General features: G+C 60.0%; 22 protein-coding genes. 10 read left to right on the top strand and 12 right to left on the bottom strand.

The window, feature by feature from the left end; translation table 11 throughout:
* Nucleotides 1-9 precede the first annotated feature (9 nt).
* Nucleotides 10-483, top strand: coding sequence for a peroxiredoxin (locus ASG55_RS03100; RefSeq protein ID WP_056783542.1), 474 nt, complete (start codon nucleotides 10-12; stop codon nucleotides 481-483).
* 119 nt (nucleotides 484-602) lie between these two features.
* Here ASG55_RS03100 and ASG55_RS03095 read toward each other — a convergent pair whose 3' ends face one another.
* Together ASG55_RS03095 and ASG55_RS03090 are read right to left on the bottom strand one after the other, a co-directional pair.
* Nucleotides 603-1,673 (bottom strand): AI-2E family transporter, encoded by a 1,071-nt coding sequence (locus ASG55_RS03095; protein WP_041478862.1) that lies wholly within the window; start codon nucleotides 1,671-1,673, stop codon nucleotides 603-605.
* A 32-nt stretch (nucleotides 1,674-1,705) separates the two neighbouring features.
* The gene (locus ASG55_RS03090) at nucleotides 1,706-1,945 is read right to left on the bottom strand and encodes a sulfurtransferase TusA family protein (RefSeq protein ID WP_041478863.1); all 240 of its coding nucleotides are present in this window, start codon (nucleotides 1,943-1,945) and stop codon (nucleotides 1,706-1,708) included.
* Nucleotides 1,946-2,041: 96 nt separating this feature from the next.
* Here ASG55_RS03090 and ASG55_RS03085 point away from each other — a divergent pair, with 96 nt between their 5' ends.
* Nucleotides 2,042-3,475, top strand: a complete 1,434-nt coding sequence (locus ASG55_RS03085; protein ID WP_056783540.1) for a M48 family metalloprotease — start codon at nucleotides 2,042-2,044, stop codon at nucleotides 3,473-3,475.
* 81 nt (nucleotides 3,476-3,556) lie between these two features.
* Here the strand turns inward: ASG55_RS03085 and ASG55_RS03080 are convergent, their stop codons facing one another.
* The 4 genes from ASG55_RS03080 to rpoE form a co-directional block, all read right to left on the bottom strand.
* Nucleotides 3,557-4,990 carry a DegQ family serine endoprotease gene (locus tag ASG55_RS03080; RefSeq protein ID WP_056783538.1) on the bottom strand — a complete coding sequence of 478 codons (1,434 nt, stop codon included), beginning with the start codon at nucleotides 4,988-4,990 and terminating at the stop codon, nucleotides 3,557-3,559.
* 208 nt (nucleotides 4,991-5,198) lie between these two features.
* On the bottom strand, nucleotides 5,199-6,164 hold the full coding sequence (locus ASG55_RS03075) for a MucB/RseB C-terminal domain-containing protein (RefSeq protein WP_056783536.1): 966 nt from the start codon (nucleotides 6,162-6,164) through the stop codon (nucleotides 5,199-5,201).
* Between the two features lie 8 nt (nucleotides 6,165-6,172).
* Nucleotides 6,173-6,760 (bottom strand): sigma-E factor negative regulatory protein, encoded by a 588-nt coding sequence (locus ASG55_RS03070; RefSeq protein ID WP_008077804.1) that lies wholly within the window; start codon nucleotides 6,758-6,760, stop codon nucleotides 6,173-6,175.
* A gap of 30 nt (nucleotides 6,761-6,790) precedes the next feature.
* Nucleotides 6,791-7,372 carry an RNA polymerase sigma factor RpoE gene (gene rpoE, locus ASG55_RS03065; RefSeq protein WP_003172477.1) on the bottom strand — a complete coding sequence of 194 codons (582 nt, stop codon included), beginning with the start codon at nucleotides 7,370-7,372 and terminating at the stop codon, nucleotides 6,791-6,793.
* 557 nt (nucleotides 7,373-7,929) lie between these two features.
* Between rpoE and nadB the strand changes: the two genes are divergently transcribed.
* The gene (gene nadB / locus ASG55_RS03060; protein WP_056783534.1) at nucleotides 7,930-9,546 is read left to right on the top strand and encodes an L-aspartate oxidase; all 1,617 of its coding nucleotides are present in this window, start codon (nucleotides 7,930-7,932) and stop codon (nucleotides 9,544-9,546) included.
* Here the strand turns inward: nadB and ASG55_RS03055 are convergent.
* Together ASG55_RS03055 and ASG55_RS03050 are read right to left on the bottom strand one after the other, a co-directional pair.
* Entirely contained in the window at nucleotides 9,515-9,967 is a 453-nt protein-coding gene (locus ASG55_RS03055; RefSeq protein WP_056783529.1) for a protein YgfX, read from the bottom strand. The two genes, nadB and ASG55_RS03055, sit on opposite strands and share 32 nt — an antisense overlap.
* Entirely contained in the window at nucleotides 9,951-10,205 is a 255-nt protein-coding gene (locus ASG55_RS03050; RefSeq protein ID WP_007911418.1) for an FAD assembly factor SdhE, read from the bottom strand. The genes ASG55_RS03055 and ASG55_RS03050 overlap by 17 nt, the downstream gene beginning before the upstream one ends.
* Nucleotides 10,206-10,355: 150 nt before the next feature.
* On the opposite strand from ASG55_RS03050, the gene ygfZ reads away from it, so the two are divergent.
* Complete coding sequence (gene ygfZ / locus ASG55_RS03045; protein WP_056783526.1) at nucleotides 10,356-11,297, top strand: CAF17-like 4Fe-4S cluster assembly/insertion protein YgfZ; 942 nt, start codon at nucleotides 10,356-10,358, stop codon at nucleotides 11,295-11,297.
* A 34-nt stretch (nucleotides 11,298-11,331) separates the two neighbouring features.
* A complete protein-coding gene (locus tag ASG55_RS03040; protein WP_056783523.1) occupies nucleotides 11,332-12,153 on the top strand; it encodes an HDOD domain-containing protein in 822 nt (273 codons plus the stop codon).
* A 141-nt stretch (nucleotides 12,154-12,294) separates the two neighbouring features.
* Here ASG55_RS03040 and ASG55_RS03035 read toward each other — a convergent pair whose 3' ends face one another.
* Together ASG55_RS03035 and ASG55_RS03030 are read right to left on the bottom strand one after the other, a co-directional pair.
* Nucleotides 12,295-13,680 (bottom strand): sensor histidine kinase, encoded by a 1,386-nt coding sequence (locus tag ASG55_RS03035; protein ID WP_039760888.1) that lies wholly within the window; start codon nucleotides 13,678-13,680, stop codon nucleotides 12,295-12,297.
* A complete protein-coding gene (locus tag ASG55_RS03030; RefSeq protein ID WP_056783521.1) occupies nucleotides 13,673-14,344 on the bottom strand; it encodes a response regulator in 672 nt (223 codons plus the stop codon). Before ASG55_RS03030 ends, ASG55_RS03035 begins: the two co-directional genes overlap by 8 nt.
* 445 nt (nucleotides 14,345-14,789) lie before the next feature.
* Between ASG55_RS03030 and ASG55_RS03025 the strand changes: the two genes are divergently transcribed.
* From ASG55_RS03025 to ASG55_RS03010, 4 genes are read left to right on the top strand one after another with little or no spacing between them, the layout of a single operon-like run.
* Nucleotides 14,790-15,767, top strand: a complete 978-nt coding sequence (locus ASG55_RS03025) for a Bug family tripartite tricarboxylate transporter substrate binding protein (RefSeq protein ID WP_016771275.1) — start codon at nucleotides 14,790-14,792, stop codon at nucleotides 15,765-15,767.
* Between the two features lie 55 nt (nucleotides 15,768-15,822).
* A complete protein-coding gene (locus tag ASG55_RS03020; protein ID WP_016771276.1) occupies nucleotides 15,823-16,281 on the top strand; it encodes a tripartite tricarboxylate transporter TctB family protein in 459 nt (152 codons plus the stop codon).
* A 1-nt stretch (nucleotide 16,282) separates the two neighbouring features.
* Complete coding sequence (locus ASG55_RS03015) at nucleotides 16,283-17,797, top strand: tripartite tricarboxylate transporter permease (RefSeq protein ID WP_056783519.1); 1,515 nt, start codon at nucleotides 16,283-16,285, stop codon at nucleotides 17,795-17,797.
* A complete protein-coding gene (locus ASG55_RS03010) occupies nucleotides 17,790-18,824 on the top strand; it encodes an AbrB family transcriptional regulator (protein ID WP_056783516.1) in 1,035 nt (344 codons plus the stop codon). Before ASG55_RS03015 ends, ASG55_RS03010 begins: the two co-directional genes overlap by 8 nt.
* A gap of 119 nt (nucleotides 18,825-18,943) precedes the next feature.
* Here the strand turns inward: ASG55_RS03010 and ung are convergent, their stop codons facing one another.
* The gene (gene ung / locus ASG55_RS03005) at nucleotides 18,944-19,636 is read right to left on the bottom strand and encodes a uracil-DNA glycosylase (RefSeq protein ID WP_056783514.1); all 693 of its coding nucleotides are present in this window, start codon (nucleotides 19,634-19,636) and stop codon (nucleotides 18,944-18,946) included.
* A 132-nt stretch (nucleotides 19,637-19,768) separates the two neighbouring features.
* Between ung and ASG55_RS03000 the strand changes: the two genes are divergently transcribed.
* Nucleotides 19,769-20,881 (top strand): enoyl-CoA hydratase/isomerase family protein, encoded by a 1,113-nt coding sequence (locus tag ASG55_RS03000; protein WP_056783511.1) that lies wholly within the window; start codon nucleotides 19,769-19,771, stop codon nucleotides 20,879-20,881.
* 64 nt (nucleotides 20,882-20,945) lie between these two features.
* Here ASG55_RS03000 and ASG55_RS27395 read toward each other — a convergent pair whose 3' ends face one another.
* Entirely contained in the window at nucleotides 20,946-26,477 is a 5,532-nt protein-coding gene (locus tag ASG55_RS27395) for a calcium-binding protein (RefSeq protein WP_056783508.1), read from the bottom strand.

The following is a 26,477-nucleotide window of genomic DNA, read 5'->3' as shown; positions in this document are numbered from 1 at the left end:
GAAGCTTTCATGGCCGTTGTCATCGACCAACCGGTTGCGGATTTCACCGCGCCTGCGACCAGCGGGCAGACCTTCAGCCTGTCCGAACTCAAGGGCAAGCAAGTGGTGATCTACTTTTACCCGAAGGACAGCACCCCGGGCTGCACCACTCAAGGCCAGGGCTTTCGCGATCAATATGCGGCGTTCAAGGCTGCCAACACCGAAGTCTTCGGCATTTCCCGCGACAGCTTGAAGTCGCACGAAAACTTCAAAGGCAAACAGGAATTTCCGTTTGAGCTGATCAGCGACAAGGACGAGGCGGTTTGTCAGCTGTTCGACGTGATCAAGCTGAAAAAGCTGTATGGCAAGGAATACCTGGGCGTTGATCGCAGCACTTTCCTGATTGATAAGGACGGTGTGCTGCGTCAGGAATGGCGTGGTGTGAAGGTGCCGGGGCATGTTGATGCCGTGCTGGCGGCGGCTGAGGCTCTGAATAAAGCCTGATGTTTTTGCTGGGTCGTCACCGACGCCATCGCTGGCAAGCCAGCTCCCACAGGGTTCAGCACATACAAAACCTGTGGGAGCTGGCTTGCCAGCGATGAGGCCAAAAGCCTCACCCCGATTTAAAGCAACGGCGCCACCACCGGCTCCTTGCGCGGCCACGCATCGAGCACAGCCTTGAACAGCGTCGCCAGCGGGATCGCAAAGAACACCCCCCAGAATCCCCACAATCCGCCAAACAGCAGCACCGCGCAGATGATTGCAACCGGATGCAGATTCACTGCTTCCGAAAACAGCAACGGCACCAGCACGTTGCCGTCCAGCGTCTGAATGATTCCGTAAACCGCCATCAGGTAGATGAACTGATCGCTCCAGCCCCACTGGAACAGCGCAATCAGCAGCACCGGCACGGTCACCACTACTGCACCGACATACGGCACCACCACCGACAACCCCACCAGCAACGCCAGCAGCGCCGCGTAATTCAGGCCCAGCGCGATGAAGGCGATGTAGGTCACGCCGCCGCAAATCACGATCTCGATGCCTTTGCCACGTATGTAGTTGGCGATCTGCCGGTTCATTTCCTGCGCGACGCGGGTGATCAGTGCGCGCTCGCGAGGCAGATAGCCGCGCACCCACTCGCCGATCATGGCCCGATCCTTGAGGAAGAAAAACACCAGAATCGGCACCAGCACAAGGTAGATCATGATGTTCACCAGCAGCGGCAAACTCGACAACGAGAAAGTCAGTGCCCACTGGCCAAACTTGCCAATCTCGCCCCGCGCCGCTTCGATCGCTTGCAAGACTTGCTCGTCAGACACCAGATGCGGATAGCGCTCTGGCAATAGAAGCAGCAGCGACTGCCACTTGGCGAGCATGCCCGGCAACTCGTTGAACAGCGTGATCAACTGATGCCACAGCAGCGGCAGCACCACGACAATAAACAGCATCAGCGCGCCCATGAACAGCGCAAAGACCAGTCCCACCGCCACCCCGCCCGGCACGCGCAGTCGCTCGAGCGTCACCACCAGGCCTTGCATCAGATACGCCAGCACCATGCCCGCCAATACGGGCGCGAGCATGCCGCCGAGGGTAAGCACGGCGGTGAAGGCGAGAACCAGCAGCACCGCCAGCACCACGGCTTCTTCATCGGAGAAGTAGCGCTGAATCCAGTCGCGTAACACTTTGAACATCAATAATCCCTTCGATCGTTAACGCGCTCGCGTCAGGCTTTTTTCAACCAGTAACGGTAGACGCCAGCCTCGTCTTCTTCGCGCAACAGCGCATGACCGGCCAGTTTGGCAAAGGTACGGAAGTCGCGTTGCGAGCCGGCATCGGTAGCGATCACCTTGAGCACAGCGCCGCTGTGCAGTTTGTTGAGTTCCATTTTTGCCTTGAGCAACGGCAACGGACAGTTCAGGCCACTGGCGTCCAGTTCCACGTCATGGGCTACAGCGTCAGTCATTGCGTCACTCCGGTTCGTTGTCGAGCTGCCTAGAATATCTGGTCGCGGCTTCGGTGTCCGGCTACAGTAAGGTCTTTGTCCTCCAAGGCTTTGTGCATGACTTTTCTGCGCCCTACCCTGCTGACGCTCGCTTGCCTGCTCGCCTCACCAGGCTTTGCCGACGATCTGCCGTCACTCGGCGACGCCAGCTCTGCCATTGTCTCGCCGCAACAGGAATACCAGCTCGGCCGCGCCTGGCTGGCCATGCTGCGCAGTCAGGTTTACCAGCTCAACGATCCGCAGCTCAAGGACTACGTCGAATCCAGCGTGTACAAGCTGGTCGAGACCAGTCAGGTTTCCGACCGACGCCTGGAATTCATCCTGATCAATAGCCCACAACTCAACGCCTTTGCAGCGCCGGGCGGCGTGGTTGGGGTCAACGGCGGTCTTTTCCTCAACGCCCAGACCGAGGGTGAGTACGCCTCGGTGCTCGCTCACGAATTGGCGCACTTGTCGCAACGCCACTTTGCTCGCGGGGTGGAAGCCTCACAAAGAATGCAGGTGCCGATGATGGCCGCGTTGCTGGCCGGCATTGTCATTGCGGCGGCCGGCGGCGGTGATGCCGGCATCGCCACGATCGCTGGCACCCAGGCTGCGGCGTTGCAGGAACAGCGGCGCTTCTCGCGACAAAACGAACAGGAAGCGGATCGCATCGGCATCCTCAATCTGGAAAAGGCCGGTTACGATCCGCGCTCAATGCCGACCATGTTCGAACGCCTGATGCGCCAGTACCGCTTCGACGCCAAGCCGCCGGAATTCCTCCTGACTCACCCGGTTACCGAATCGCGTATCGCCGACACCCGCAACCGCGCCGAGCAGGCGAAACCGGGCGGCATCGAAGACAGCATGCGCTACCAGTTGATCCGCGCGCGGGTGCAGTTGATCTACGAAGAAACCCCGGGGCTGGGCGCCAAGCGTTTCCGCGCCCTGCTCGATGAAAACCCGAAAAACGATGTCGCGCGATACGGCCTCGCCATCGCGCAAATCAAGGGCGGCCAGCTGAACGAAGCCCGCGAAAATCTCAAGCAATTGTTGGCCAAGTCGCCCAACGAGATTATCTACAACCTCGCTCAGGTCGATCTGGACATCACCAACAATCGCCTGCCCGATGCACAATCACGGGTCGACCGCATGCTCACGCAGTTCCCGGGCAACTATCCGCTGAATCAGGTGCGTGTCGATCTGCTGTTGAAACAGAATCGCGCCGCCGATGCCGAGAAGGCGCTGGACAGCTTGCTCAAGTCCCGCCCGGATGATCCGGACGTCTGGTATCAGGTTGCTGAAACCCGTGGCTTGTCGGGCAACATCATCGGCCTGCATCAGGCGCGAGCCGAGTATTTTGCGCTGGTCGGCGATTACCGCCAGGCCATTCAGCAGTTGGACTTCGCCAAGCGCAAGGCTGGCAACAACTTCCCGCTGTCCTCACGCATCGATGCCCGCCAGCGTGAGCTGATGGAACAGGAGCGTATGGTCAAGGACATGATGGGCTGAGTCTTTCCAGACAAGACAAAAACTTCAGACACAAAAAAACCGCCTCTTTCGAGGCGGTTTCTTTTTTACCTTGTTGCTGGCTTATTCAGCCAGTTTAAAGGTGATGAAGCTGGCACGGCCCTGACGCAGCACGCGCATCGACACCGAACGGTTCTTCGGCAATGCCTTGGCAATGTCGGTGAACTCCTCAGCCGAGCCGATGGCCTGGTTGTTCAGATGAGTAATCACATCACCCGGCTGCAGACCGATCAGGGCCGCAGGACCGTCCTGCACTTCCTTGATCACCACACCACCTTTGAGGTCGTAGGCTTTCTTCTGCTCGGCGGTCAATTCGCCGACCGCAACACCCAAGCGGTTGCTGCTGCTTTCCGCGCCGGATTTCGGCAGTGCGTCCAGCTCTTTATCCTCGTCCGGGATTGCGCCGACAGTCAGCTCGACGTTCTTGCGCTTGCCTTCTCGAATCACTTCCAGATTAGCTTTGGCGCCAGCCTTCAGCGCGCCGACCAGATGCGGCAGATCGGCGGACATGACGATCGGCTGACCGTTCATGCTCAGGATCACGTCGCCAACCTGCAGGCCGCCCTTGGCCGCAGGGCCGTCATCCTGGATCTGTGCAACGAGCGCGCCAGCTGGCTTGTCCAGACCGAACGACTCGGCCAGATCCTTGTTCACTTCCTGGATGACTACGCCCAGCCAGCCGCGGCTGACTTTGCCACCGCTTTTGAGCTGATTGGAAACGTCCATCGCCACGTCGATCGGGATGGCAAACGAAACGCCCATGAAGCCACCGGAGCGGGTGTAGATCTGCGAGTTGATGCCGACCACTTCACCATTCAGGTTGAACAGCGGGCCACCGGAGTTGCCCGGGTTGATCGGCACGTCGGTCTGAATGAACGGCACATAGTTTTCGTTTGGCAGGCTACGACCGACGGCGCTGACGATGCCTTGGGTCACGGTGTGGTCAAAGCCGAATGGCGAACCGATCGCGACGACCCACTGGCCAGCCTTCAGATCCTGGGATTTGCCGAGCTTGAGCACCGGCAGATCCTTGCCTTCGATTTTCAGCAACGCCACGTCGGAACGTGGATCGGTGCCGACCAGCTTGGCTTTCATCTCACTGCGGTCAGCCAGGCGGACGAGGATTTCGTCAGCATCGGCGATCACGTGGTTGTTGGTGAGGATGTAGCCGTCCGGCGAAATGATGAACCCCGAACCCAGCGATTGCGCTTCACGCTGACGCCCGTCGCCACGCGGTGAGCGCTGCTGAGGCGGCATGCCGCGCTCGAAGAATTCGCGCAGCATCGGTGGCAGGCCTTCCAGATCCGGCATCTGCTGATTCACGCGACGGTCCGGCAGTTTCTGCGTGGTACTGATATTCACTACCGCTGGCGACGCTTGTTCGACCAACTGGGTGAAATCAGGCAGATCGGCCGCTTGCGCAGCAGGGACCGCCTGACCGAGCAACAGCACGGTGGCGAAGATGGAAAGATAAGACTTCAAACTTGGTATCGACATACAGCTCCCGTTACGACGAGCAGGGTTAAGCGATATGGAGCAAAGGAACACCGGAAACCACAGACCGGCATTTTTGTTCCGGGAACAACAAACAAGGCCAGAGCCGTGAGGCTCTGACCTATAAAAAATTTTCAGGGGTTTTGCAAATGAAAATGCTCAGCAAACATTTCGACGTCTCGACGACGAAGTGGAAATGACTGAAATCAGCTCACTGCTTGCTGGTCGCAGCGCCATCGTTGTTACGCATCGATAGAGCGATTCGTTCGGCGGTGCCAATCGGGATTTCGCCAACCACCGTAACCATCATTTCACCTTGCGGCGTGGTCAGGCGACGGGATACCGCGACGGTCGGGCCCAACTGAGTGCGGGTGTCGGTGACGGTGGCACCGTTCAATGGCTCAAGGAACACCGAGAAACGCGCCAGACCATCGTCATACATCAGGCTGCTGACCTGGGTCTTGGTCTGCGCATCCTTGTGCGAACTGCTGCTGGTCAGCTCAAAGCCTGGCGGGAGCCAGTCCGAACGCCAGTTTTGCACGGTTTTAGCTGCAGAAGCCTTGTCGCTTGCGATGTTGATCGGCTTGCAATCGGCGTCTGCCAACAAGTCCTTGTCCGACGGGATTTCATCCGTGTCGAGGCTGGTGAACTGGAAACGCTCGAGCAACTGCCCCTTGTCGTTCAAAAGCAACGACTTGAGCGGCAGACCGGTTTTCCTGTCCAGATGCAACTCGAAACCATAACGGTGCTGATCACGAGGCGTCAGCGATACGATCACTGCATCACGACCGGCCACGCGCGACTTGCCAATGACGGCAAGGTCATACCAATTCTTCAGCTTTTTGGGGTCCAGCGCACGGGCGGCAGCGTTGGGTGAATCACCCAATCCCGCAATCAGGGTGCCGCTGACGCATTGAGTACGTCCATCAATGCGCACGACTTCCTGAGCCGAGCCGTCGAGCTGTAATAACCGCTCGCGGACCTGGCCATTCTGGACACGATGCCAGATGTTGTGCGTGGAAAAACTGCCGTTACGCTCGTAAACGAAAGTGCCGTGGAAGCTTTGCTGCTGCTCGGCCTGGCCCAGACGGGTCAACCAGTCCTGGGCCTCGTCAGCGTGGGCTGGAACGATGAACCAGCCACTGAGCAGAAGCGAAAGTAGAGGGATGGCGCGCATGATCCTCCTTAACGGTTTTCCAGGCTTGCGGCACGTGCGTATGGCAGCGCGCTTTCAGTTCCCTTGAGTGCAGCCTGCTGAGCGTGCTGACGCAGATAGCCTGGCAGACGCTGATCATGCCAGCCTGGCTGGCCTTGCAGAACGCCGTTAGCCATAGGACCAGTCGCTTCCGAGCTTTCGCTGTAACCAGCCAGAACTGCCGGACCTTTGACCTGTGGAGTGGCCAGAGTAGGCTGGTTCGACTGCTGGGCCAGTTCAACACCGGCGATTTCGTCCTGATTGTAGAGGCGAACACCGGCCAGAACAGCCACGGTCACCGAAGCGGCAACAGCGAGGCGACCCAGGTTGCGCCATGGGCTGCGGGATACTTTGGCCGGAGCCGTTTCGTCTTCCAGCGCAGCAGACACTGCCGCAGCGATATCCAGACGCGGAAGCAGCAGATCCTTGTGCATGGCTGCCCGAGCGATCTGGTAACGAGCCCAGGTCTCACGGGTATCAACATCATCCAGTGCGCTGAGCACTCGACGCAATTCCAGTTCGTCCGCTTCGTTATCCATCACTGCGGACAGCGATTCCTGCAGGGCTTCACGACTCATGGCGTTCCTCTCTTGGCTGTCGCCGCTGTCTCAGTTTTCCTGCAACAACGGTTGCAGGGCTTTGTCGATGGCCTCCCGAGCGCGGAAAATCCGGGAGCGCACGGTACCCACCGGACACTGCATGACGCTCGCAATGTCCTCGTAACTCAGACCATCGAATTCACGTAAAGTTAAAGCCGTACGCAAATCCTCTGGCAGTTGCTGGATGGTCCGATGGACGGTGCCTTCGATCTCATCCCGCAGCAATGCACGTTCTGGTGATTCGAGATCCTTGAGGCCGTGATCGCCATCATAGAACTCCGCATCCTCCGAACTTACATCGCTATCCGGCGGCCGACGGCCGCGGGAAACCAGGTAGTTCTTTGCCGTGTTAATGGCAATACGGTACAGCCACGTATAAAACGCACTGTCACCGCGGAAATTTCCAAGTGCCCGATACGCCTTGATAAAGGCTTCCTGAGCAACGTCCTGGGCTTCATGGGTGTCGTGCACAAAACGCACGATCAACCCGAGAATTTTGTGCTGATATTTCAGCACCAGCAGATCGAAAGCTCGCTTGTCGCCACGCTGTACGCGTTCGACCAGCTGCTGATCCTCTTCCTGGGTTAGCATGAACACTCCTCGATAAGCCCGGAGGAGACTTGCATTACTAAACGACCAGACTTGCAAACATAGACTCGGGCTTTTCGCAAAAGTTCTCCCCCTCCAAGCAAGTTTCCTGCGGGCTCTGATTTGGCACGCACGAAAAACGCAGCGCGGGATAAACCGGCTGCGCGAATAATCTTGTTATCGGTTTCGCCGGCAGGAATCCAAACGCAGATTCCGCACTGAAGCCGACACTGTCCCTGGTTTCTGGCACCGTCTATTGATCTTGGGCCTTTGGCAAAAGTTCCAATTATTTATAGCCGTACCCACCTGACATTGCGCAACCCTGCTCGGAAAAGACTGTTTCAGCGCCGATACAGGTGTCATTTTTCAAAACTGATGAAAAAAACTTCCGACGAAGCACAGCGCTTTTTACTGCGCAGTAGTCTCACAATGCCATCTGGGCCCGGCTATTGTGCCGCCCAACCCCTCTATATACTAGTGGGCTGTGTGGCTGTCTTGACTCGCCGATCCAGCTGTCTTGCGCCAACCCCGACCCGGGTCGCTTTGAGCGGAATCCTGAAATGAGCCAACAGTTCCAACACGATGTTCTGGTGATTGGCAGCGGTGCTGCCGGTTTGACTCTCGCTTTGACCTTGCCCGGTCATCTGCGCATTGCCGTATTGAGCAAGGGCGACCTCGCCAACGGTTCGACATTCTGGGCCCAGGGCGGCGTTGCCGCCGTGCTCGACGATACCGACACTGTCGAATCCCACGTCGACGACACCCTCAATGCGGGCGGCGGCTTGTGCCATGAAGACGCCGTACGCTTTACCGTCGAGCACAGCCGCGAAGCCATCCAATGGCTGATCGACCAAGGCGTGCCGTTCACCCGCGACGAACAGTCCGGCACTGAAGACGGTGGTTTCGAATTTCACCTGACCCGCGAAGGTGGCCACAGCCATCGACGGATCATCCATGCTGCCGACGCCACCGGCGCGGCGATCTTCAAAACCTTGCTGGCCCAGGCCAAAGAGCGCGCGAACATCGAATTGCTGGAACAGCGCGTCGCCGTCGATCTGATCACCGAACGCCGCTTGGGCATGGAAGGTGATCGTTGCCTGGGCGCTTACGTGCTGAACCGCGCCACCGGCGAAGTCGACACCTACGGCGCACGCTTCGTGATTCTGGCCTCGGGCGGCGCAGCCAAGGTCTACCTTTATACCAGCAACCCCGACGGCGCCTGCGGTGACGGCATCGCCATGGCCTGGCGTTCCGGTTGCCGGGTGGCGAACCTGGAATTCAACCAGTTCCACCCGACCTGCCTGTATCACCCGCAAGCCAAGAGTTTCCTGATCACCGAAGCGTTGCGTGGCGAAGGCGCGCATTTGAAGCTGCCCAACGGCGAGCGCTTCATGTACCGCTTCGACAAACGCGCCGAGCTGGCGCCTCGTGACATCGTCGCGCGGGCCATCGACCATGAGATGAAGCGCCTGGGTGTCGACTGCGTATATCTCGACATCAGCCACAAGCCTGAATCGTTCGTCAAAAGCCACTTCCCGACTGTTTATGAGCGCTGCCTGGGCTTCGGCATCGACATCACCAAACAGCCGATCCCGGTGGTTCCCGCCGCGCACTACACCTGTGGCGGAGTGATGGTCGATCAGCACGGTCGCACCGACGTGCCTGGCCTCTACGCCATCGGCGAAACCAGCTTCACCGGCCTGCACGGCGCCAATCGCATGGCCAGCAACTCACTTCTGGAATGCTTCGTTTATGCCCGTTCGGCAGCAGCGGACATTCTTGCGCAACTCGATGACGTCGCGGCGCCAAACGCCCTGCCCGTCTGGGATGCCAGTCAGGTGACCGACTCGGATGAAGATGTGATCATCGCGCACAACTGGGACGAGTTGCGCCGATTCATGTGGGACTACGTCGGCATCGTGCGCACCAACAAGCGTCTGCAACGGGCGCAGCACCGGGTGCGTCTGCTGCTGGATGAGATCGATGAGTTCTACAGCAACTATAAAGTCAGCCGCGACCTGATCGAGCTGCGCAACCTTGCACAAGTCGCCGAGTTGATGATCAGCTCAGCCATGGAGCGCAAGGAAAGTCGTGGCCTGCATTACACCCTCGACTACCCGGACCTGCTGCCCGAAGCGCTCGACACTATTCTGGTGCCGCCCACCTACGCCGGCTGAACTTGAGCCGCACTCGCAGGCGTCGGTGCAGATCCGCCGCCTGCGAGTCACGTGGTACGCAGATCGACCTGACCCGCCACTCTCCGCGCAGGCGAAAGCGCAGCACTACGATCAATGGCAGCGCCAGACTGTCCGGGCGCAGTTGCACCGCTTGCCAGCCATCAGCCTGATTCCAGACCTGCCAGCCATCGCCATCGCGGCGCAAGCCGCAGAATGCTTTCGGGTGGTTCAGCAGAATCTGCCGTGGCAGCACCCAAAAACCGTGCAGCGCACAGGCGCAAGCGCCGAGCAGGCTGGCCCAGAGCGGAATCGACAGCAGGAATAAAGAACCCATGGCGGACGCCTGGGCCAACAGATACGCCGCCAGCAACTGCCGTGAGGCATGCCAGCGGCATTCGAACGTATTACTTGGGCTGGACACGATCCAGAATCATCCGGACCATGCGTTGCAGCTCCGGATCTTCCGACTCGCTGCGCTCCATGAACCAGCCGAACATGTCCTGATCCTCACAGGTCAGCAAACGCACGTACAGATCGCGATCCACTTGATTCAACGTCGCGTAAACCTCCTGCACGAACGGCACCAGCAGCACGTCAAGCTCAAGCATGCCGCGACGGCTGTGCCAAAAGAGGCGATTCAGTTCAACTTGTTCGACCATGGAGCCCTCCTCGAATTTGCCGGGCAGTATACAGCCCCGGCGCGGGCCGCACAGTCGGCTTTGGTCGGGGACCCCTGATCCTTTATCAACTACCCATTTCAACCCTGCCCCCTTATGATGTGCCCCAGTCTATTTACCCTGCGATGACCCATGGCCGATTCTGCTTTTTTCTGCACCCTGTCTCATGAAGGCGTACTCGCGGTTCGCGGTGCGGACGCCGGAAAATTCCTGCAAGGCCAGTTGACCTGCAATATCAATTACCTGAGCGACACCCGCGCCAGCCTCGGCGCCCGCTGCACGCAGAAAGGCCGGATGCAGTCGAGCTTCCGCATCCTGCTTGAAGGTGACGGCGTGGTGATGGCGATGGCCAGCGAACTGCTGGAACCGCAACTGGCCGACCTGAAAAAGTACGCAGTGTTCTCCAAATCGAAACTGACCGATGAAAGCGCCGCATGGGTGCGCTTCGGTCTGGCACATGGCGATGCAGCCCTGACCAGCCTCGGTCTGGCACTGCCGGCCGAAACCGACAGCGTTGTGCGCAATGAAGGCCTGATCGCAATTCGCGTCTCGCCCGAGCGCGCCGAACTCTGGGTGCCTGCCGCTCAGGCGCAAAGCGTGCAAAGCCAACTGTCGACCGCCCTGCCTGAGGCCGAACTGAATCAATGGCTGCTGGGCCAGATCCGCGCCGGTATCGGTCAGGTCATGCCTTCCACTCGCGAACTGTTCATCCCGCAGATGCTCAATCTGCAGGCGGTCGGCGGGGTGAGCTTCAAGAAAGGCTGCTACACCGGCCAGGAAATCGTTGCGCGCATGCAGTACCTGGGCAAGCTCAAGCGGCGCCTGTACCGCCTGCGCCTCTACGCGGCCGAGTTGCCGGAGCCCGGCACTCAACTGTTTGCCCCCAGCCACAACAGCTCGATTGGCGAAGTGGTCCTGGCAGCGAACGCCGAAGGAAACATTGAACTCCTGGCCGTGTTGCAGGCCGAAGCTGCCGAAGCCGGTGATTTGCGTCTGGGCGCCCTCGAAGGCCCCGCGTTGCACGTGCTCGACCTGCCTTACGAACTGGATCGCGACCGCGAAATCCAGCGTTGATCGCAGCATTGTTGCAACACCCTAGAGAGTCCAAATGAGCGAACTGGCGGAAAAGGTCCAACAGGATTTGGTTGCGGCCATCGATAACGATGACCTGGTTCTGCCAACGTTGCCGGAAGTGGCCCTGCAGATTCGCAAGGCTGCCGAGGATCCGGAAATCAGCGTCAGCGATCTGAGCAAAGTCATCGGCCGCGACACCGCGCTGTCGGCGCGCCTGATCAAAGTGGTCAACAGTCCGCTGCTGCGCGCCGCGCAGGAAGTCACAGACCTGCACACCGCCATCACCCGTTTGGGCATCAACTACAGCAGCAACCTGGCGATCGGTCTGGTGATGGAGCAGATCTTCAATGCCCGCTCCGAGGTGGTCGAACAGAAGATGCGCGAAGTCTGGCGCAGCAGTCTGGAAATCGCTGGCGTCAGCTATGCGCTGTGTCGTCGCCACACCCAGCTCAAACCCGATCAGGCGGCACTCGGCGGACTGGTGCATCAGATTGGCGTGTTGCCGATTCTGACTTACGCCGAAGACCACAATGAACTGCTCTCGGATGCGGTCAGCCTGACCCATGTGATCGAGCAGATTCACCCATTGCTGGGCGAGAAATTGCTGCGGGTCTGGGAGTTTCCCGAGCGCCTGGTGCATTTGCCGTTGCTGTATCAAGACTTCAGCCGCGACTCGGCGCGCATCGATTACGTCGATATCGTGCAAGTGGCCAATTTGTATTGCCGCAAGGACACCGATCATCCGTTTGCGCGGATTGATCCGTTTAGCGTGCCGGCGTTCAGGAAGCTGGGGATTGACCCGGAGAACAAGCAGTTTTGCGCGGATCTGGAAGAATCGCGGTCGATGTTCTACTGACCTGTAGTGAGGGGATTTATCCCCGTTGGGTTGCGCAGCGACCCTGAACTCTGCGACCCGGTTTTTTCCAGACAGATTGTGATCGCTGAACTGCGACTGCTGCGCAGCCGAGCGGGGATAAATCCCCTCGCCACAAAGATATTACCCGGCAATAAAGCTGACCCGCACCTTCAACCCTGCCTGCTCGCCATCATGCAAGGTGATCTGCGCCAGATGCGCGCGACAGATCTCGCCGACAATCGCCAAGCCCAGACCTGAACCGGCAACCTGCTGATTGCGCCGATAAAACCGCTCGAACACCCGATCGCGCTCGTGCAGCGGGATGCCCGGCCCGTCGTCCTCAACCTCAAGCACCGCCGGCGCCGTGACCCGCAGAATCACATTGCCGCCCGGTGGCGTATGCGCCAGCGCGTTGTCGACCAGATTGCTCAGCAGCTCATTGAGCAGCGTCGGCTCACCGCGCAGCCACACCGGTTCATCCGCTTCAAGCGCCAGCGCCACGCCGCGCTTGTGCGCCAAAGGCGCCATGGCCATGCCCAGTTCTCGAGCCAATTGACTCAGATCGAGCAACTGCGCGCCGCCCTCGGCAATCGCCCGCGCACCGTTTTCGACCCGGGCCAGCGATAGCAGCTGATTGGCCAGATGGGTCAAGCGATCGGTGCTTTGCGCGGACGATTCAAGGGTGGTGCGCCAAGTCTCCGGCTCGTTCGAGCGCAGGCCCAATTCCAGCCGAGCTTTCAGTGCCGCCAACGGCGTGCGCAACTCGTGAGCGGCATCGGCGATGAACTGCGCCTGCCGCTCGAACTGGCCGCGTAGCCTTTCGGTGAAATGATTGAGCGCGCGGACCAAGGGTCCCAGTTCATGCTGCACTTCCACCAACGGCAGTGGCCGCAAGTCGTCGGGCTGGCGTTCCTCAACAGCGGTTCTTAACCGCTCCAGCGGCCGCAGCGCCGCACTCACCGCGAACCACACCAGCAGCAATGCACCCACGGCCAGCATGCCCAGGCGCAGCAACGTATCGGCCGCCAGACTGCGCGCCATACTGACCCGCGCTTCGTCGGTTTCAGCCACGCGGATTTCCGCCATGCCGTTCATGTTCGGCTCGCTTACGGCCTTGAGCAGGCTGACCACACGCACGTTCTGGCCGTTGTACTTCGCATTGTAAAAGCGCGCGAGCGCCGGATAGCTGTCGGTGCGCGGCGTGCCGGGCGGTGGCCCGGGAAGATTTTCGTAGCCGGAAATCAGCTTCTGGTGAATGTCGTTGACCTGGTAATAGATGCGCCCGGCGCTGTCGTAGGCGAAGGTGTCCAGCGCCACGTAAGGCACATCGGCGCTGAGGCTGCCATCGCGCTGCGACAACCCGGCAGCGATGGTGCGTGCCGAGGCCAGCAGCGTGCGGTCATACGCGGTGTCGGCGGCTTCGCGACCGTTCCAGTAAGCGCTCAAACCACTGGCGAGCATCAGCACCACCAGCAACCATCCAAGGTTCCACAGCAACCGCCAGCGCAGGCTGCTGGGCTTATGCATCGCGGCTTTCCAGCAGATAGCCGAGGCCACGGAAGGTGACGATGGCCACGGGCTGGCCATCGAGTTTCTTGCGCAAGCGGTGCACGTAGATTTCGATGGCGTCGGGGCTGGCTTCTTCGTCGAGGCCGAACACCTGCGCGGCCAGTTGTTCCTTGCTCATCACTCGCCCCGGCCGCGCGATCAACGCTTCGAGAACGGCCTGCTCGCGCGAGGTCAGGGTCAGCAGTTCGTCGCCGAGGGTGAAGCGCCGCGTATCGAGGTCGTAAGCCAGCACGCCACAACGCTGCAGACGCTCGCCGCCCAGCACACTGCGGCGCAGCAAGGCTTTGACCCGCGCTTCCAGTTCCGTCAGTTCGAACGGCTTGGCCAGGTAGTCGTCAGCACCGAGATTGAGGCCATGCACGCGATCCTTGACGTCACTGCGCGCTGTCAGCATTAACACCGGCAGGTTCTTGCCGCGAGCACGCAGCCGCGCCAGCACCTCGAAACCGTCCATGCGCGGCAGGCCGACATCGAGGATCGCCACGGCGTATTCCTCACTGCCCAGCGCCAGGTCGGCGGCCACGCCATCGTGCAACACATCCACCGTCAGACCGGTGCTCTTGAGCGCCTGAGCCACGCTTTCGGCCAGTTGCAGATGGTCTTCGACGAGCAGGACACGCATGGATTTTTTACCTCGTTCAGGGTTGGCCGACGCCACGCTTTGTCGCGGAGTTTACAGCCGCAACCGCCGCTGTGAAGCCCGAAAACCGTGAAAGACAATTGAAAGGTTGTTGAAAGGTTAGCCGGTTAGAGTCGGCCCACGGACAGTTTCGACTGTCGCCGCTGCTGCCACACAGCGCAACGAAAAACGCCATGAAGCGTTTTCGACTCATAAGAACAATAACGGAGTACCCCAGCATGCCCTCCATGCGCACCAAGGCTGTAATGCCTGCTCGCCTTGCTCGATTCCACCGTTGCACCGTCGGCTTCTCGCCGCAGTCCTGTATCCCCTCCGTTGTTTCAGTCGTTGCGCGCGCGCCGCGAGAAAACTGCGCCTGCCGCTAGGCTTTCGCGTTGCCCTTTGGTCATTCGGTCCACCCATAACAACAACTCCTCTGGAGACTCAAATGAACGTATCACTGCGTAAAGTTGCTCTCGCCGCTGGCGCGATGCTGTTTGCCGGCCAACTCATGGCCGAGCCGAAACGTCCGGAATGCATCGCCCCCGCCTCCCCCGGCGGTGGTTTCGACCTGACCTGCAAACTGGTGCAGAGCGCACTGGTCAACCAGAAGCTGTTGAGCAAACCGATGCGCGTGACCTACATGCCCGGCGGCGTCGGCGCGGTGGCGTACAACGCAGTAGTGGCGCAACGTCCGGCGGATGCCGGCACGCTGGTGGCGTGGTCGAGCGGTTCGCTGTTGAACCTGGCCCAGGGCAAGTTCGGCCGCTTCGATGAAACCAACGTGCGCTGGCTCGCGGCCGTCGGCACCAGCTACGGCGCCATCGCAGTGAAAAGCGATTCGCCCTACAAGACCCTCGACGATCTCGTGCAGGCGTTGAAGAAAGATCCAGGCTCAGTGGTTATCGGCTCCGGCGGCACCGTCGGCAGCCAGGACTGGATGCAGACCGCACTGATCGCCAAGGCTGCCGGGATCAACCCGCGCGAACTGCGTTACGTGGCACTCGAAGGCGGCGGTGAAATCGCCACGGCCCTGCTCGGCGGCCACATCCAGGTCGGCAGTACCGACATCTCCGACTCCATGCCGCACATCCAGAGCGGTGACATGCGTCTGCTCGCGGTGTTCTCGGACAAGCGTCTCGACGAACCGGAAATGAAGGACATCCCGACCGCTCGTGAGCAAGGCTACGACATCGTCTGGCCGGTGGTGCGCGGCTTCTACCTCGGGCCAAAAGTCAGCGACGAAGACTACGCCTGGTGGAAAGACGCGTTCGACAAACTGCTGGCTTCCGACGAGTTCGCCAAGCTGCGCGATCAGCGTGAGCTGTTCCCGTTCGCCATGACCGGCCCGGAACTGGACACCTACGTGAAGAAGCAGGTCGCCGACTACAAAGTGCTGGCCAAAGAGTTCGGCCTGATCCAGTGATCGTCTCTGTCTAGTGGCTGCGTCTCCTACGCGGGGACGCAGCACAGGAGCTCCCATGCTTATTCAACGCATTTTCGCCTCGGTGTTACTGCTGGTGTGTGCCGGCCTGGCACTGATGGCGTGGCCGTACCAAGCGGCTTTTTCCTATGAACCGGTCGGCCCGCGCGCCTTTCCGCTGCTGATGCTCGGCCTGATGGGGCTGGCGCTGCTGTACATGGTGTTTCGCCCGGCGCCGATCAAACACAACCCGGATGAGCCGCCGCTGGATCGCGAAACCCTGACCAAGATCGGTCTGTGCGTGGTGTTGCTGCTGGTGTTCGCCGGCACCTTCGAACCCCTTGGCTTCATCGTGGCCAGCATCATTACCGGCGTACCGATGGCCCGTCTCTATGGCGGCCGCTGGCTGCCGAGCGTGGTGATCATCAGCCTGATGGCGGTTGGTCTCTATCTGCTGTTCGATCGCTTGATGGATGTTCCGCTGCCCCTCGGCCTGCTCAGCGTCCTGGAGAACTGATATGGATACCCTTGGCTATTTGGGTCAGGGCTTCGGCGTCGCGCTGAGCCCGTACAACCTGGTGACCGCACTGTGCGGCACCCTGATCGGCACCGTCGTCGGTCTGCTGCCGGGCCTTGGTCCGATCAACGGCGTGGCGTTGCTGATTCCGATCGCGTTCGCGCTCGGCCTGCCGCCGGAGTCGGCGCTGATCCTGCTCGCGGCGGTGTATCTGGGCTGCGAATACGGCGGCCGGATCAGCTCGATCCTGCTGAACATTCCGGGTGAAGCTTCCACCGTCATGACCACTCTCGACGGCTACCCGATGGCGCGCAAAGGTATGGCCGGTGTCGCGCTGTCATTGTCGGCGTGGAGTTCGTTCATCGGCGCGTTCATCGCCACCTGCGGCATGGTCCTGTTTGCGCCGCTGCTGGCGAAATGGGCGATTGCCTTCGGACCGGCGGAATACTTCGTGCTGATGGTGTTCGCGATTGTCTGTCTCGGCGGCATGGCCGGTGATCGACCGTTGAAGACCTTTATTGCGGCGCTGATCGGTCTGTTCCTTTCCACCGTCGGCATCGACGCCAACAGTGGCGTGTACCGTTTCACCGGCGACAACATTCACCTGACCGACGGCATCCAGTTCGTCGTGCTGGTGCTGGGTCTGTTCTCGATCAGCGAAATCCTCCTGCTGCTGGAAAAAACCCACCACGGCCAGGAAGCGGTGAAAGCCACCGGCCGGATGATGTTCAACTTCAAGGAAGCGGCGTCGGTTTTCGTCGTCAACGTGCGCTGCGGCGTGCTCGGTTTCATCATGGGCGTGCTGCCCGGTGCCGGCGCAACGCTCGCCAGTGCCGTGGCCTACATGACCGAGAAACGCATCGCTGGCTCCAGCGGCAAATTCGGTGAAGGCGACCCCCGTGGTCTGGCCGCTCCGGAAACCGCGATCGGCGGCGCGGCGTGCGGCGCTCTCGTTCCGATGCTGACCCTCGGCGTTCCGGGTTCGGGCACCACCGCAGTGATGATCGGCGCGCTGTCGCTGTACAACATCACTCCGGGTCCACTGCTGTTCCAACAGCAACCGGACATCGTCTGGGGTCTGATCGCGTCGTTGTTCATCGCCAACGTGATGCTGGTGATCCTCAACATCCCGATGATCCGCGTATTCACCCGCATCCTCGCCGTGCCGAACTGGGCGCTGGTGCCGATCATCGCGATCATCACCGGGATCGGCGTTTACGCGGTGCACGCGACCACCTTCGATCTGTTCCTGATGATCGGTATCGGCATCTTCGGTTACATCCTGCGCAAGCTGGATTTCCCGCTGTCGCCGCTGCTGCTGGGCTTCATCCTCGGTGGCCTGATGGAGCAGAACCTGCGTCGCGCCCTGTCGATCTCCAATGGCGCGCTGGAGATTCTCTGGTCGAGTCCGATCACCTTCGGTTGCTGGATCCTCACCGCGATCATGCTGCTGATGCCGCTGATCCGCATCTGGCGTAAACGTTCGGCGGCACGGCGCGTCATTGCCGATGTTTGATCGCTTGTCCCTGAAAGCCTGGTGGGGCACCCCGCTGGTCGGTCTGCTTGGCGGTTTCATCGCCAGTCAGATCGGCTGGCCGCTTCCATGGATGGTCGGCTCGTTGCTGGCGATCATCCTGGTGCGCTGCCTGACGCCGTGGCAACTGGCGGAAATCCCTGGCGGGCGCAAGTGCGGCCAGTGGATCGTCGGCATCGGTATCGGCCTGCACTTCACCCCGCTGGTGATGGAACAGGTGCTCAGTCATTTCGGTTTGATTTTCTTCGGTGCATTGGTCACCAGCCTTTCGGCGGTGGTCGGCGTATGGCTGATGCGCCGCACCGGCGAGGATCGCGCCACGGCGTTTTTCTCAAGCATGCCCGGTGGTTCCGGGGAGATGGTCAACCTCGGCGCGCGCAATGGGGCACTGCTCAGCCATGTCGCGGCCGGGCAGAGTCTGCGGGTGTTGGTGGTGGTGTTGTGCGTGCCGGCGGCGTTCAAGTATCTGCTCGGTGACGGTACGCCGATTTCTCATGCAGGCAGCGTCGATTGGCGCTGGCTGGCGATTCTGTTTCCGGCGGGCGCCCTGCTCGCCTGGCTCTGGCAGCGTCTGCGCCAACCCAATCCATGGCTGTTCGGGCCGTTACTGGTCAGTGCGGCGGTCAGCATCACCTGGGATCTGCACATCGGTTTGCCCAATGGCGGCAGTCAGATCGGCCAATGGCTGATTGGCAGCGGTCTGGGCTGTCACTTCAATCGGCAGTTCTTCCGCCGCGCGCCGTCGTTCATGGGCCGGACGTTGATCGGCACAGCGCTGACCATGTTGATCGCGTCGCTGGCGGCGCTGGGCTTGAGTGCATTGACCCATCTGGATCTGCGCTCACTGACTCTGGGCATGATGCCGGGGGGTATCGCCGAGATGAGCCTGACGGCGGAGACCCTGCAACTGTCGGTGCCGCTGGTGACGGCGATGCAGGTGATGCGGCTGTTGTTTGTGCTGTTTCTGGCGGAGCCGTTGTTCAAGTACTGGAATCGTCATCCCGCGTAAGTCTGCGAAATCGGGTCGCTCTTTTCGCGAGCAGGCTCGCTCCCACAGGGGGTTTGTGGCTTGCACACAATTCCTGTGGGAGCGAGCCTGCTCGCGAAGGGGCCAACCCGGTCGACACATCAAATCGGCGGCAAGCGCCAGTCGATCGGCGTTTCGCCATTCTGTTCGAGAAACTTGTTGGTCCGGCTGAAATGCCCACAGCCCAAAAACCCGCGATAGGCCGACAACGGCGACGGATGCACCGAGGTCAGCACCAGGTGCTTGGTCGCGTCGATCAGCTTCTGCTTGCTCTGCGCATGGGCGCCCCAGAGCATGAACACCAGATGCGGCTGCCGCTCGCTGACCACCTCAATGATGCGGTCGGTGAAGTGTTGCCAGCCCTTGTCCTTGTGCGCGTTGGCGTTGGCGCGCTCAACCGTCATGGTGGTGTTGAGCAGCAGCACGCCCTGTTCGGCCCAGCTCTGCAGGTAGCCGTGGTTGGGAATGTCGATATTGAGGTCGCGTTTCAGCTCTTTATAGATGTTGACCAACGACGGCGGCGCCGGCACGCCCGGCTGCACCGAGAAGCACAGACCGTGGGCCTGGCCCGGGCCGTGGTAAGGGTCCTGGCCGAGAATCACCACTTTCACCTTGTCCAGCGGCGTCGAATTCAGTGCGTTGAAAATCATCGGTCCCGGCGGATAGATCTCCTTGCCGGATGCCCGCTCCTGCTGCAGAAAGCTGCGCAACTCTGCCATGTAAGGCTGGTCGAACTCAGCACGCAGTGCCTCCTTCCAGCTCGGTTCGAGTTTGATACGGTCGTCAGCAGTCATGGTCATTTCCGGCAAGAACAATGGGGCGAACCCTAGGAAAGCCGACCACGCTTGTCAATTGATCTGACGCAGATCCGGCACTTTCCCCCATAGCGATCATACTGATCGCTCAAATTCCCGATCGAGGTCACGATGAATCTGCACTTCGAAGAACTTACCGGCACCGACGGCGCCCGCATCGGCATCGCCAGCCTGGATGCCGAAAAATCGCTGAACGCACTGTCCCTGCCGATGATCAATGCGCTCAGTGACAAATTGAACGCCTGGGCCACTGACCCGCAAATCGTCTGCGTGCTGCTGCGCGGCAACGGCAGCAAAGCTTTCTGCGCCGGTGGCGAGGTGCGCAGCCTGGTCGAAGCCTGCCGCGCTCACCCCGGCGAAGTCCCTCCGTTGGCCGCGCAGTTTTTCAGCGCGGAATATCGCCTTGATTACAGCCTGTATACCTATCCCAAGCCGCTGATCTGCTGGGGTCACGGTTATGTGCTCGGTGGCGGCATGGGCCTGTTGCAGGGCGCGAGCACGCGGATCGTCACGCCGAGCAGCCGTCTGGCGATGCCGGAAATCACCATTGGTCTGTATCCGGACGTTGGCGCCAGTTGGTTTCTTGCGCGGTTGCCGGGCAAGCTCGGCTTGTTTCTCGGCCTGACCGGCGCGCACATCAACGGCCGTGATGCGCTGGATCTGGATCTGGCCGACCGCTTCCTGCTCGACGAACAGCAACCGCAATTGATCGAAGGCTTGCTGCAATTGAACTGGCAGGAACAGACCGCCATGCAGCTCAACAGCCTGCTCAAGGCTTTGCAGCAGGAAGCACTCGAACAAATGCCCGAAGCGCAGTGGCTGCCGCGTCGTCAGCAGATCGACGAACTGCTCGATGTCAGCGACGTTGCCTGTGCGTGGAGAGCCATCAGCCTGCACCGCGACAGCAGCGATCCATTGATCGCACGTGCGGCGAAAACCATGACCGAGGGCTCGCCGCTGACCGCGCATCTGGTCTGGGAACAGATCAGCCGCGCGCGGCACATGTCGCTGGCCGAAGTTTTCCAGATGGAATACACCCTGAGCCTCAATTGCTGCCGCCATCCGGAATTCAGCGAAGGCGTGCGTGCGCGGTTGATCGACAAGGATCAGAAACCGCACTGGCACTGGCCGGATATCAGTAGCGTGCCGGATGCGGTGGTCGAGGCGCACTTTCATAAAGTCTGGGAGGGGCGGCATCCCTTGGCGGATCTGACCCAGTATTGAGGTGACGCGAGGCCCGCGATGGCGACTGGATTGCGATCGCGGGCCGGCTCAATCGGTCGTCTTGTCAGACATTCAGTTCGTAGAACTCAATGATTTCCTTCATGGCCCGCTGCGCTTCATCGTCGCCCTTAAGCAAAATGTCCTCGACATCCCTCAGTGGCGGAAGCGGGTGCAGACGTTCAGCAATTTGCCTTGCGCTGTAGTCTTGAATCGCTGTTCCTTCGCTGACTCTTATGAAGCCAATAGCGCTTTCACCTTCGGCAAAGTGCCCGGAAACCCGGATTTTCGGTGCCATGCCGTAGTCGACCACGATCACCAGATCATCGCGCTCACGGTGAAACTTCAAGTTGTCGATCGTCAGCCTGCGTTCGGAAAAATCGATCCCGTCCAGGCCGCCTCCGTTGTTGATGATCACGTCTCTGCCGAGGCCATCGTATCGGTAGATATCATTTCCCGCGCCGCCGGTTAGCGTGTCATTGCCCGGCCCACCCACCAGCAGGTCTTCACCGAGGCTGCCCGTTAGCACGTCATCCCCGTGCATGCCTCGGATCTCCCCCGCGCCGCTTATCGTGTCGTTGCCGCGACCGCCCACGAGTGGCAGCGCTCGTCCGTCTCGCAGGGAGGTTGAACGGCTGGGATGGTTGACGATGACACCCGTATGAAAAGTCTCGGGCGCAGGGCCGAGCTGAATTGACTCCAGGAGCTGCTTCAAACTTGCGACCGACCCATCGGCGAACTTGACGAGCTCAATACCGGCGCCCTCAAGTTCACCGTTGAGGGGCAAGACGATGCGGACTTTCTGTGTCCCGCCCCATTGGATATCGAGTGTCGGATGAAGCATTTTCGCTCTCGGCGGGTTGCGGTAAGCCGCGCGATCCGGGTTGGGCTCCAGCTCGACATGGGTGGTCTCTATCAGCGCAGCACTCCAGCTCAATTGCAGTGCATCGCGCTGCGCATCTGCTGGAAGAACGACCGTGTCCTGATCGATCAATCCGTACTCATCTTTCCACCCCGCTACGCCTACTTCTGCGCGGTGGAAAACAGGGTTCGGCACATCCGCAATCGTGGTGGTCGCTGCGGCGTGCGCTTGCACGATGTAGGTGTCGGCGCCGTCTTCGCCGTAAAGCCAGTCATCCCCTGCCCCGCTGACCAGATAGTCGGCGCCCTCGGCGCCCAGCAAGGTATCGTCACCTGCACCTGCGGATAAAAACGCGCCCGGTGTTCTGTCGCCGACAGTGCCGTAGTCAAGTGGGGAGCCTGCATAAGCGACGATCAGATCATCACCCGCGCCGCCGTGGAAAACGTTTTCCACTTCGACGTTGACTCGCCCGCCGGCATCGTCGCCATGGACGATTTTGCGTTTGATCGTTTCAGTTGTGACATCCCAGCGAAACGCCTTGGGCACTGTTGCGCCCGAACTGAAGCTTGCCGCCGGATAGACGTACCAGCCTTCAAGCGCGCCGGATTCCTTTCGGTCCTCAACCAATACGTCGCCCGAATTGAATGAAAACCCGTTGGCCGAACCGGATCGATAATAGCGAGGCGCCTGAGCTGAGGAAGGCATTGCTCCCTCGGCTTTCACCGGTTTATGTTCGACACGGGTTGTGGTTGTCGACTGCCTTTCACTGACCACGGCGTGCGCTGAATCAACCTTCATCCATGGCGGCGTTTCAGACAGTGTCCCCGCTTCGACGCTGTCCTCGATCAGCTCGGTGTGAGTGGTGTAACCGGTGTCGGTGGTAGTGATATGGCTGCGCACCCAAACGCCTTGCTCATTCAAGGTAAAACCTGTGGCGTGTCTGCGGGCGGAGCGTTTTGACTGGATTTGCGCGAGGAACTCATCGGTCCAGTTGACCGCTTGAACAGATGCCACCAGGCCTTGCGCCGCAGCGGTGACATCGTCTGGCTTAACCGGATCCGCAACTTTGCTTTCAGGGGTTGCCGGGGCGGTGACAGGTTCTGGTACGGGTGATTCGGCCGTCTCTATCGGTGGCAATGTTTTGCGCAGAACATCTGCGTAATCAAGTACCACGCCGTCGCTGAAACTGAATGTGGAATCCTCCCACCGCTCGTGATTCTTGATGAGTATTGCGTCGCCCGTGCCATTGGCCAGTCGCAACACCGTGCCGACGGTAACTTCGATAACGTCGGCCTTCAGGCTTTGCGCGCAAAACCCTGCACCGAACCTGATGATGTTGCGGCCGCCGGCATCGGTGACGATATCCAGACCGTCGCCAGCGCCGAAATAGTAGATGTCAGCGCCATCCATGCCATCCAGCACGTCAGCACCGGGACCGCCATCAAACACGTTGTCGCCAGAATCGCCGCGAAGGTAGTCCGTCCCTTCCCCGCCCAGCAAGGTGTCGTTGCCAGCGCCTCCGAGCAGCGTGTCGTTACCTGAGCCACCGTGCAGATAATCGGCATTCTGCTCGACCTCAGCGCTGTTTTCGTAATCGCCGGCAAGGATGTCGTCACCCGCGCCGCCGTACAGCGTGTCGGCACCGAAGCCACCCTGTAACGTATCGTTTCCTTCTCCGCCCTGAAGCACGTCGTTGTTGCTTCCGCCCGGTTGCAGGTCAGATACGTCGCCATCGAGAAAATCAGCCCCTGCGCCACCCGTCAGCGTATCCGCGCCACCCATGCCTCGCAGGGTGTCGTCCCCCGCGCCGCCATCGAGAAAGTCGTTGCCGTGATAACGAACCGGATGGTCAGGGCTGTCGCCGATCAGATCGTCATGGCCTTCGCCGCCGAAGAGCAGATCATCGCCACCGCCGCCCCAGAGCGTGTCATCACCGGAGCCACCGTCCAGCAGATCATCGCCAAAAAAATGCGCGGCATCGCCTTCGACGCCGTCCAGTACGCCGTCATCACCCTGCAAAATGTCGTTGCCAGGGCCGCCATACAAAGCGTCGCTGCCACCGTTACCGCCGAGTGAATCATCACCACTGCCGCCGTCCAGCACATCGTTGCCATGGTGTCTGCTGGGCAGGCCACCGCCCCAATCGAGGTTGTCACCAAGCATCACGTCGTTGCCGCTGCCACCGGCCAGGGTGTCGTTACCTTGATCGCCTTTGAGAAAATCGTCGTCAGCTCCGCCGTCAAGCAGGTCCTCTCCCCAGCCGCCGTTGATAATGTCCTTGCCGCCCTGCCCATACAGCACGTCACTACCGCCTTCGGGCGCACTGTTTATCGAGGCCTTTGAATAGACCGCTCGGTGACTGGTCACACCGCGAGCAATCGTGACGGCAGCGCGCTTAACCGACCAACCTTGTTCCAGCGCACCGGTGGTTTCGTCTCCGGATAACACATCGTCGCCAGCACCGCCGATCAAGGTATCCCGGTCATTGCCACCGAGCAGAACATCTCGGGATGCCGTACCGATAAGCAAATCGTCACCTTGCCCGCCGTCGAGCCAGTCTCCGCGATTCGCCTTGCCCTTGGCGTCACCGTCGGCCATGGCCTTTTCGATTGTCGTCTGCTTGTCGCCGAATAACCGATCGTCTCCAGCCTTGCCAAACAATCGATCAGAACCGCCCAGGCCGAGAATGACATCGTCTGCGGCGGAACCGTAAAGTACGTCGGCCTTGTTGCGCTGTTTGACCTTGGGCAGCAGCACCACGTTGCCCAGCTCATCAAAGGAGGGCTGATCGCCGGGGACAGTGGGATCGGCGTCTTTGGCTTTCCAGTCGCCCTGAAGCGTCAGATCCGCAGCAGTGAGCGGCTGCCCCTCGTATTCAGGGAGGCGGATGCCAAGCATCCCGGGCTGGAAGTTTTTGATCACCACCAGATCGCCCTGGCCGTATTTGATGTTGAGGGTGTTTTCAACAAGCGCCAGGGTGATGGACCGATCCTCGGTAGACCAGATATTGCTCAGAGGCGCGCGGCGTTTGAGTGCGGGAATCGGTGCGCCATTGATCCACAGTTGCCCATCGGCGTTGGCATCAAGAATCTCGTCGATGCCATCGCCGCTGGCGAATTCATAACGGTCGTTGCCTTCGCCCCCGATCAAAGAATCGTTCCCCTTTCCTCCAATCAGCACATCATCACCGGCCATCCCGTACAACTCATCATTGCCGTCACCTCCGGTTAGCAAGTCGTTACCGCGACCGCCTTCAATGACATCGTGACCGGCCATCCCATCGATGGAGTCATTGCCCTCGCCGCCATACAGATGATCGGCATTGGCGCCACCAGCGAAAGATCGCCCGCCGTCATCACCGAACATGGCCAACGAGTTCAGCACTCCGGTGGTCATCGGCGCCTGTTTGCCGGAGGCGAGATCGGAGTAGGAAAACTGCTGCAGCGAGTGTTCTCCAAACGAGCCTTGGGTTCGGGCAATCAAACGGGCGAGCATCTGCGCACGGTCCGCCAGCCACTGCGCGGTGATAAAGCCTTCGCCAGTGTGCGGATCGTAAAGCTCGAGGTTGCGGTCGGGATAACCGTCGGCTCGCTCTATGACGACTTCACTGAGTTGCTGCAAAGAGTTGCGCAACGCCAGACCGAGCGGCGTCGCCTCGCCTGCCAGTTTCGCCCATGCATTGGCATTGCCGAACTCGCCTATTGTTCGGGTGACGATGCTTTGCGACTGCTCTGGGGAGAATGCCGAGAAGAAGGCGTAAGCATTGCTGGCGAAGGTGTCGTTGGTGGTGGGTGTGGCAGCAGAATCGCCGTCGTAAGTGCGCTTGAACATGTCGAGAAATTCGTTCTGGCCGTAGCGCAAGATCAGCTCGACCACGGCGGCAACAGGCGTGCCTTTGACTACATGCTGAATCAGCGGATTCACACTGCCACTGGCCAGCGCGATGTTGATTTGCTCGGGTACGACCGATAGCAGACTTTGCAGTGGATTGATGCCGAAATTGCTGATCGCCGCTCGCAGGCCGACGCTGTAGGCGTCGATGGCGAAGAGAATGTTTTTATAGTCGTCGAGCCGGTTGGGCTTTGCCTGGATGGGTGGGCCGCCATCTTCCGCATCCGGGTCGCCCGCAGAGATCAGTCTCCACGTTTCATAGGGAGGCTTTCCACCTAACAAGCTGAAACCGACCGTTCCAGACCAGCCGGCATTACGCTTAACGGCGGTGTCGTCCTCCCCGCAAACCTCCTTGAACAGAGCCTCGCCAATCGCGCTGGCGTCGATTTCTGCGATCTGGCTGATTGACGGCACGGTCCAGGGTGCCAGTTGACCGGCAAGGGATCCGTTGATCAGGGTATTGATGAAGTTGACGGCAACCTGGTTGGATGAAAGCTGCATCAGGTCTTCACTGAAAATTGTATTCAGTCTTAGTTCACCCTGGCGGGAGGTGTAACCACGAATCAGGGCAGAGTAGGCACCGTTTCCACCGTTGGCATCAATGGCCACGGCAAGCCAGAGTCTGGCGCTTTTCAGCACTTCTCCGGCCTCTTTATCGGCAGTTACAACGTCAGAAACTTTTTCACCAATAATATCGAACAGCTTTTGGTACAGGGGGGCGCAGCTTGCCCCTGCTATTTTCAGCGCATCGTACTGAATTCGTTTTGAGCTCAGCCTCATTCCTTTGCAAATATTAGCCGCGTTGAAAATCTCTGATTTTTCCATGTCGCTAAAAACATAACTCAT

Origin of the sequence: Pseudomonas sp. Leaf434, assembly GCF_001425545.1 — a bacterium.
In the GTDB taxonomy this organism is placed as follows: domain Bacteria; phylum Pseudomonadota; class Gammaproteobacteria; order Pseudomonadales; family Pseudomonadaceae; genus Aquipseudomonas; species Aquipseudomonas siliginis.
Note: the sequence above shows the minus strand (reverse complement) of the source record. Positions and strands in the feature narration are given on the sequence as shown.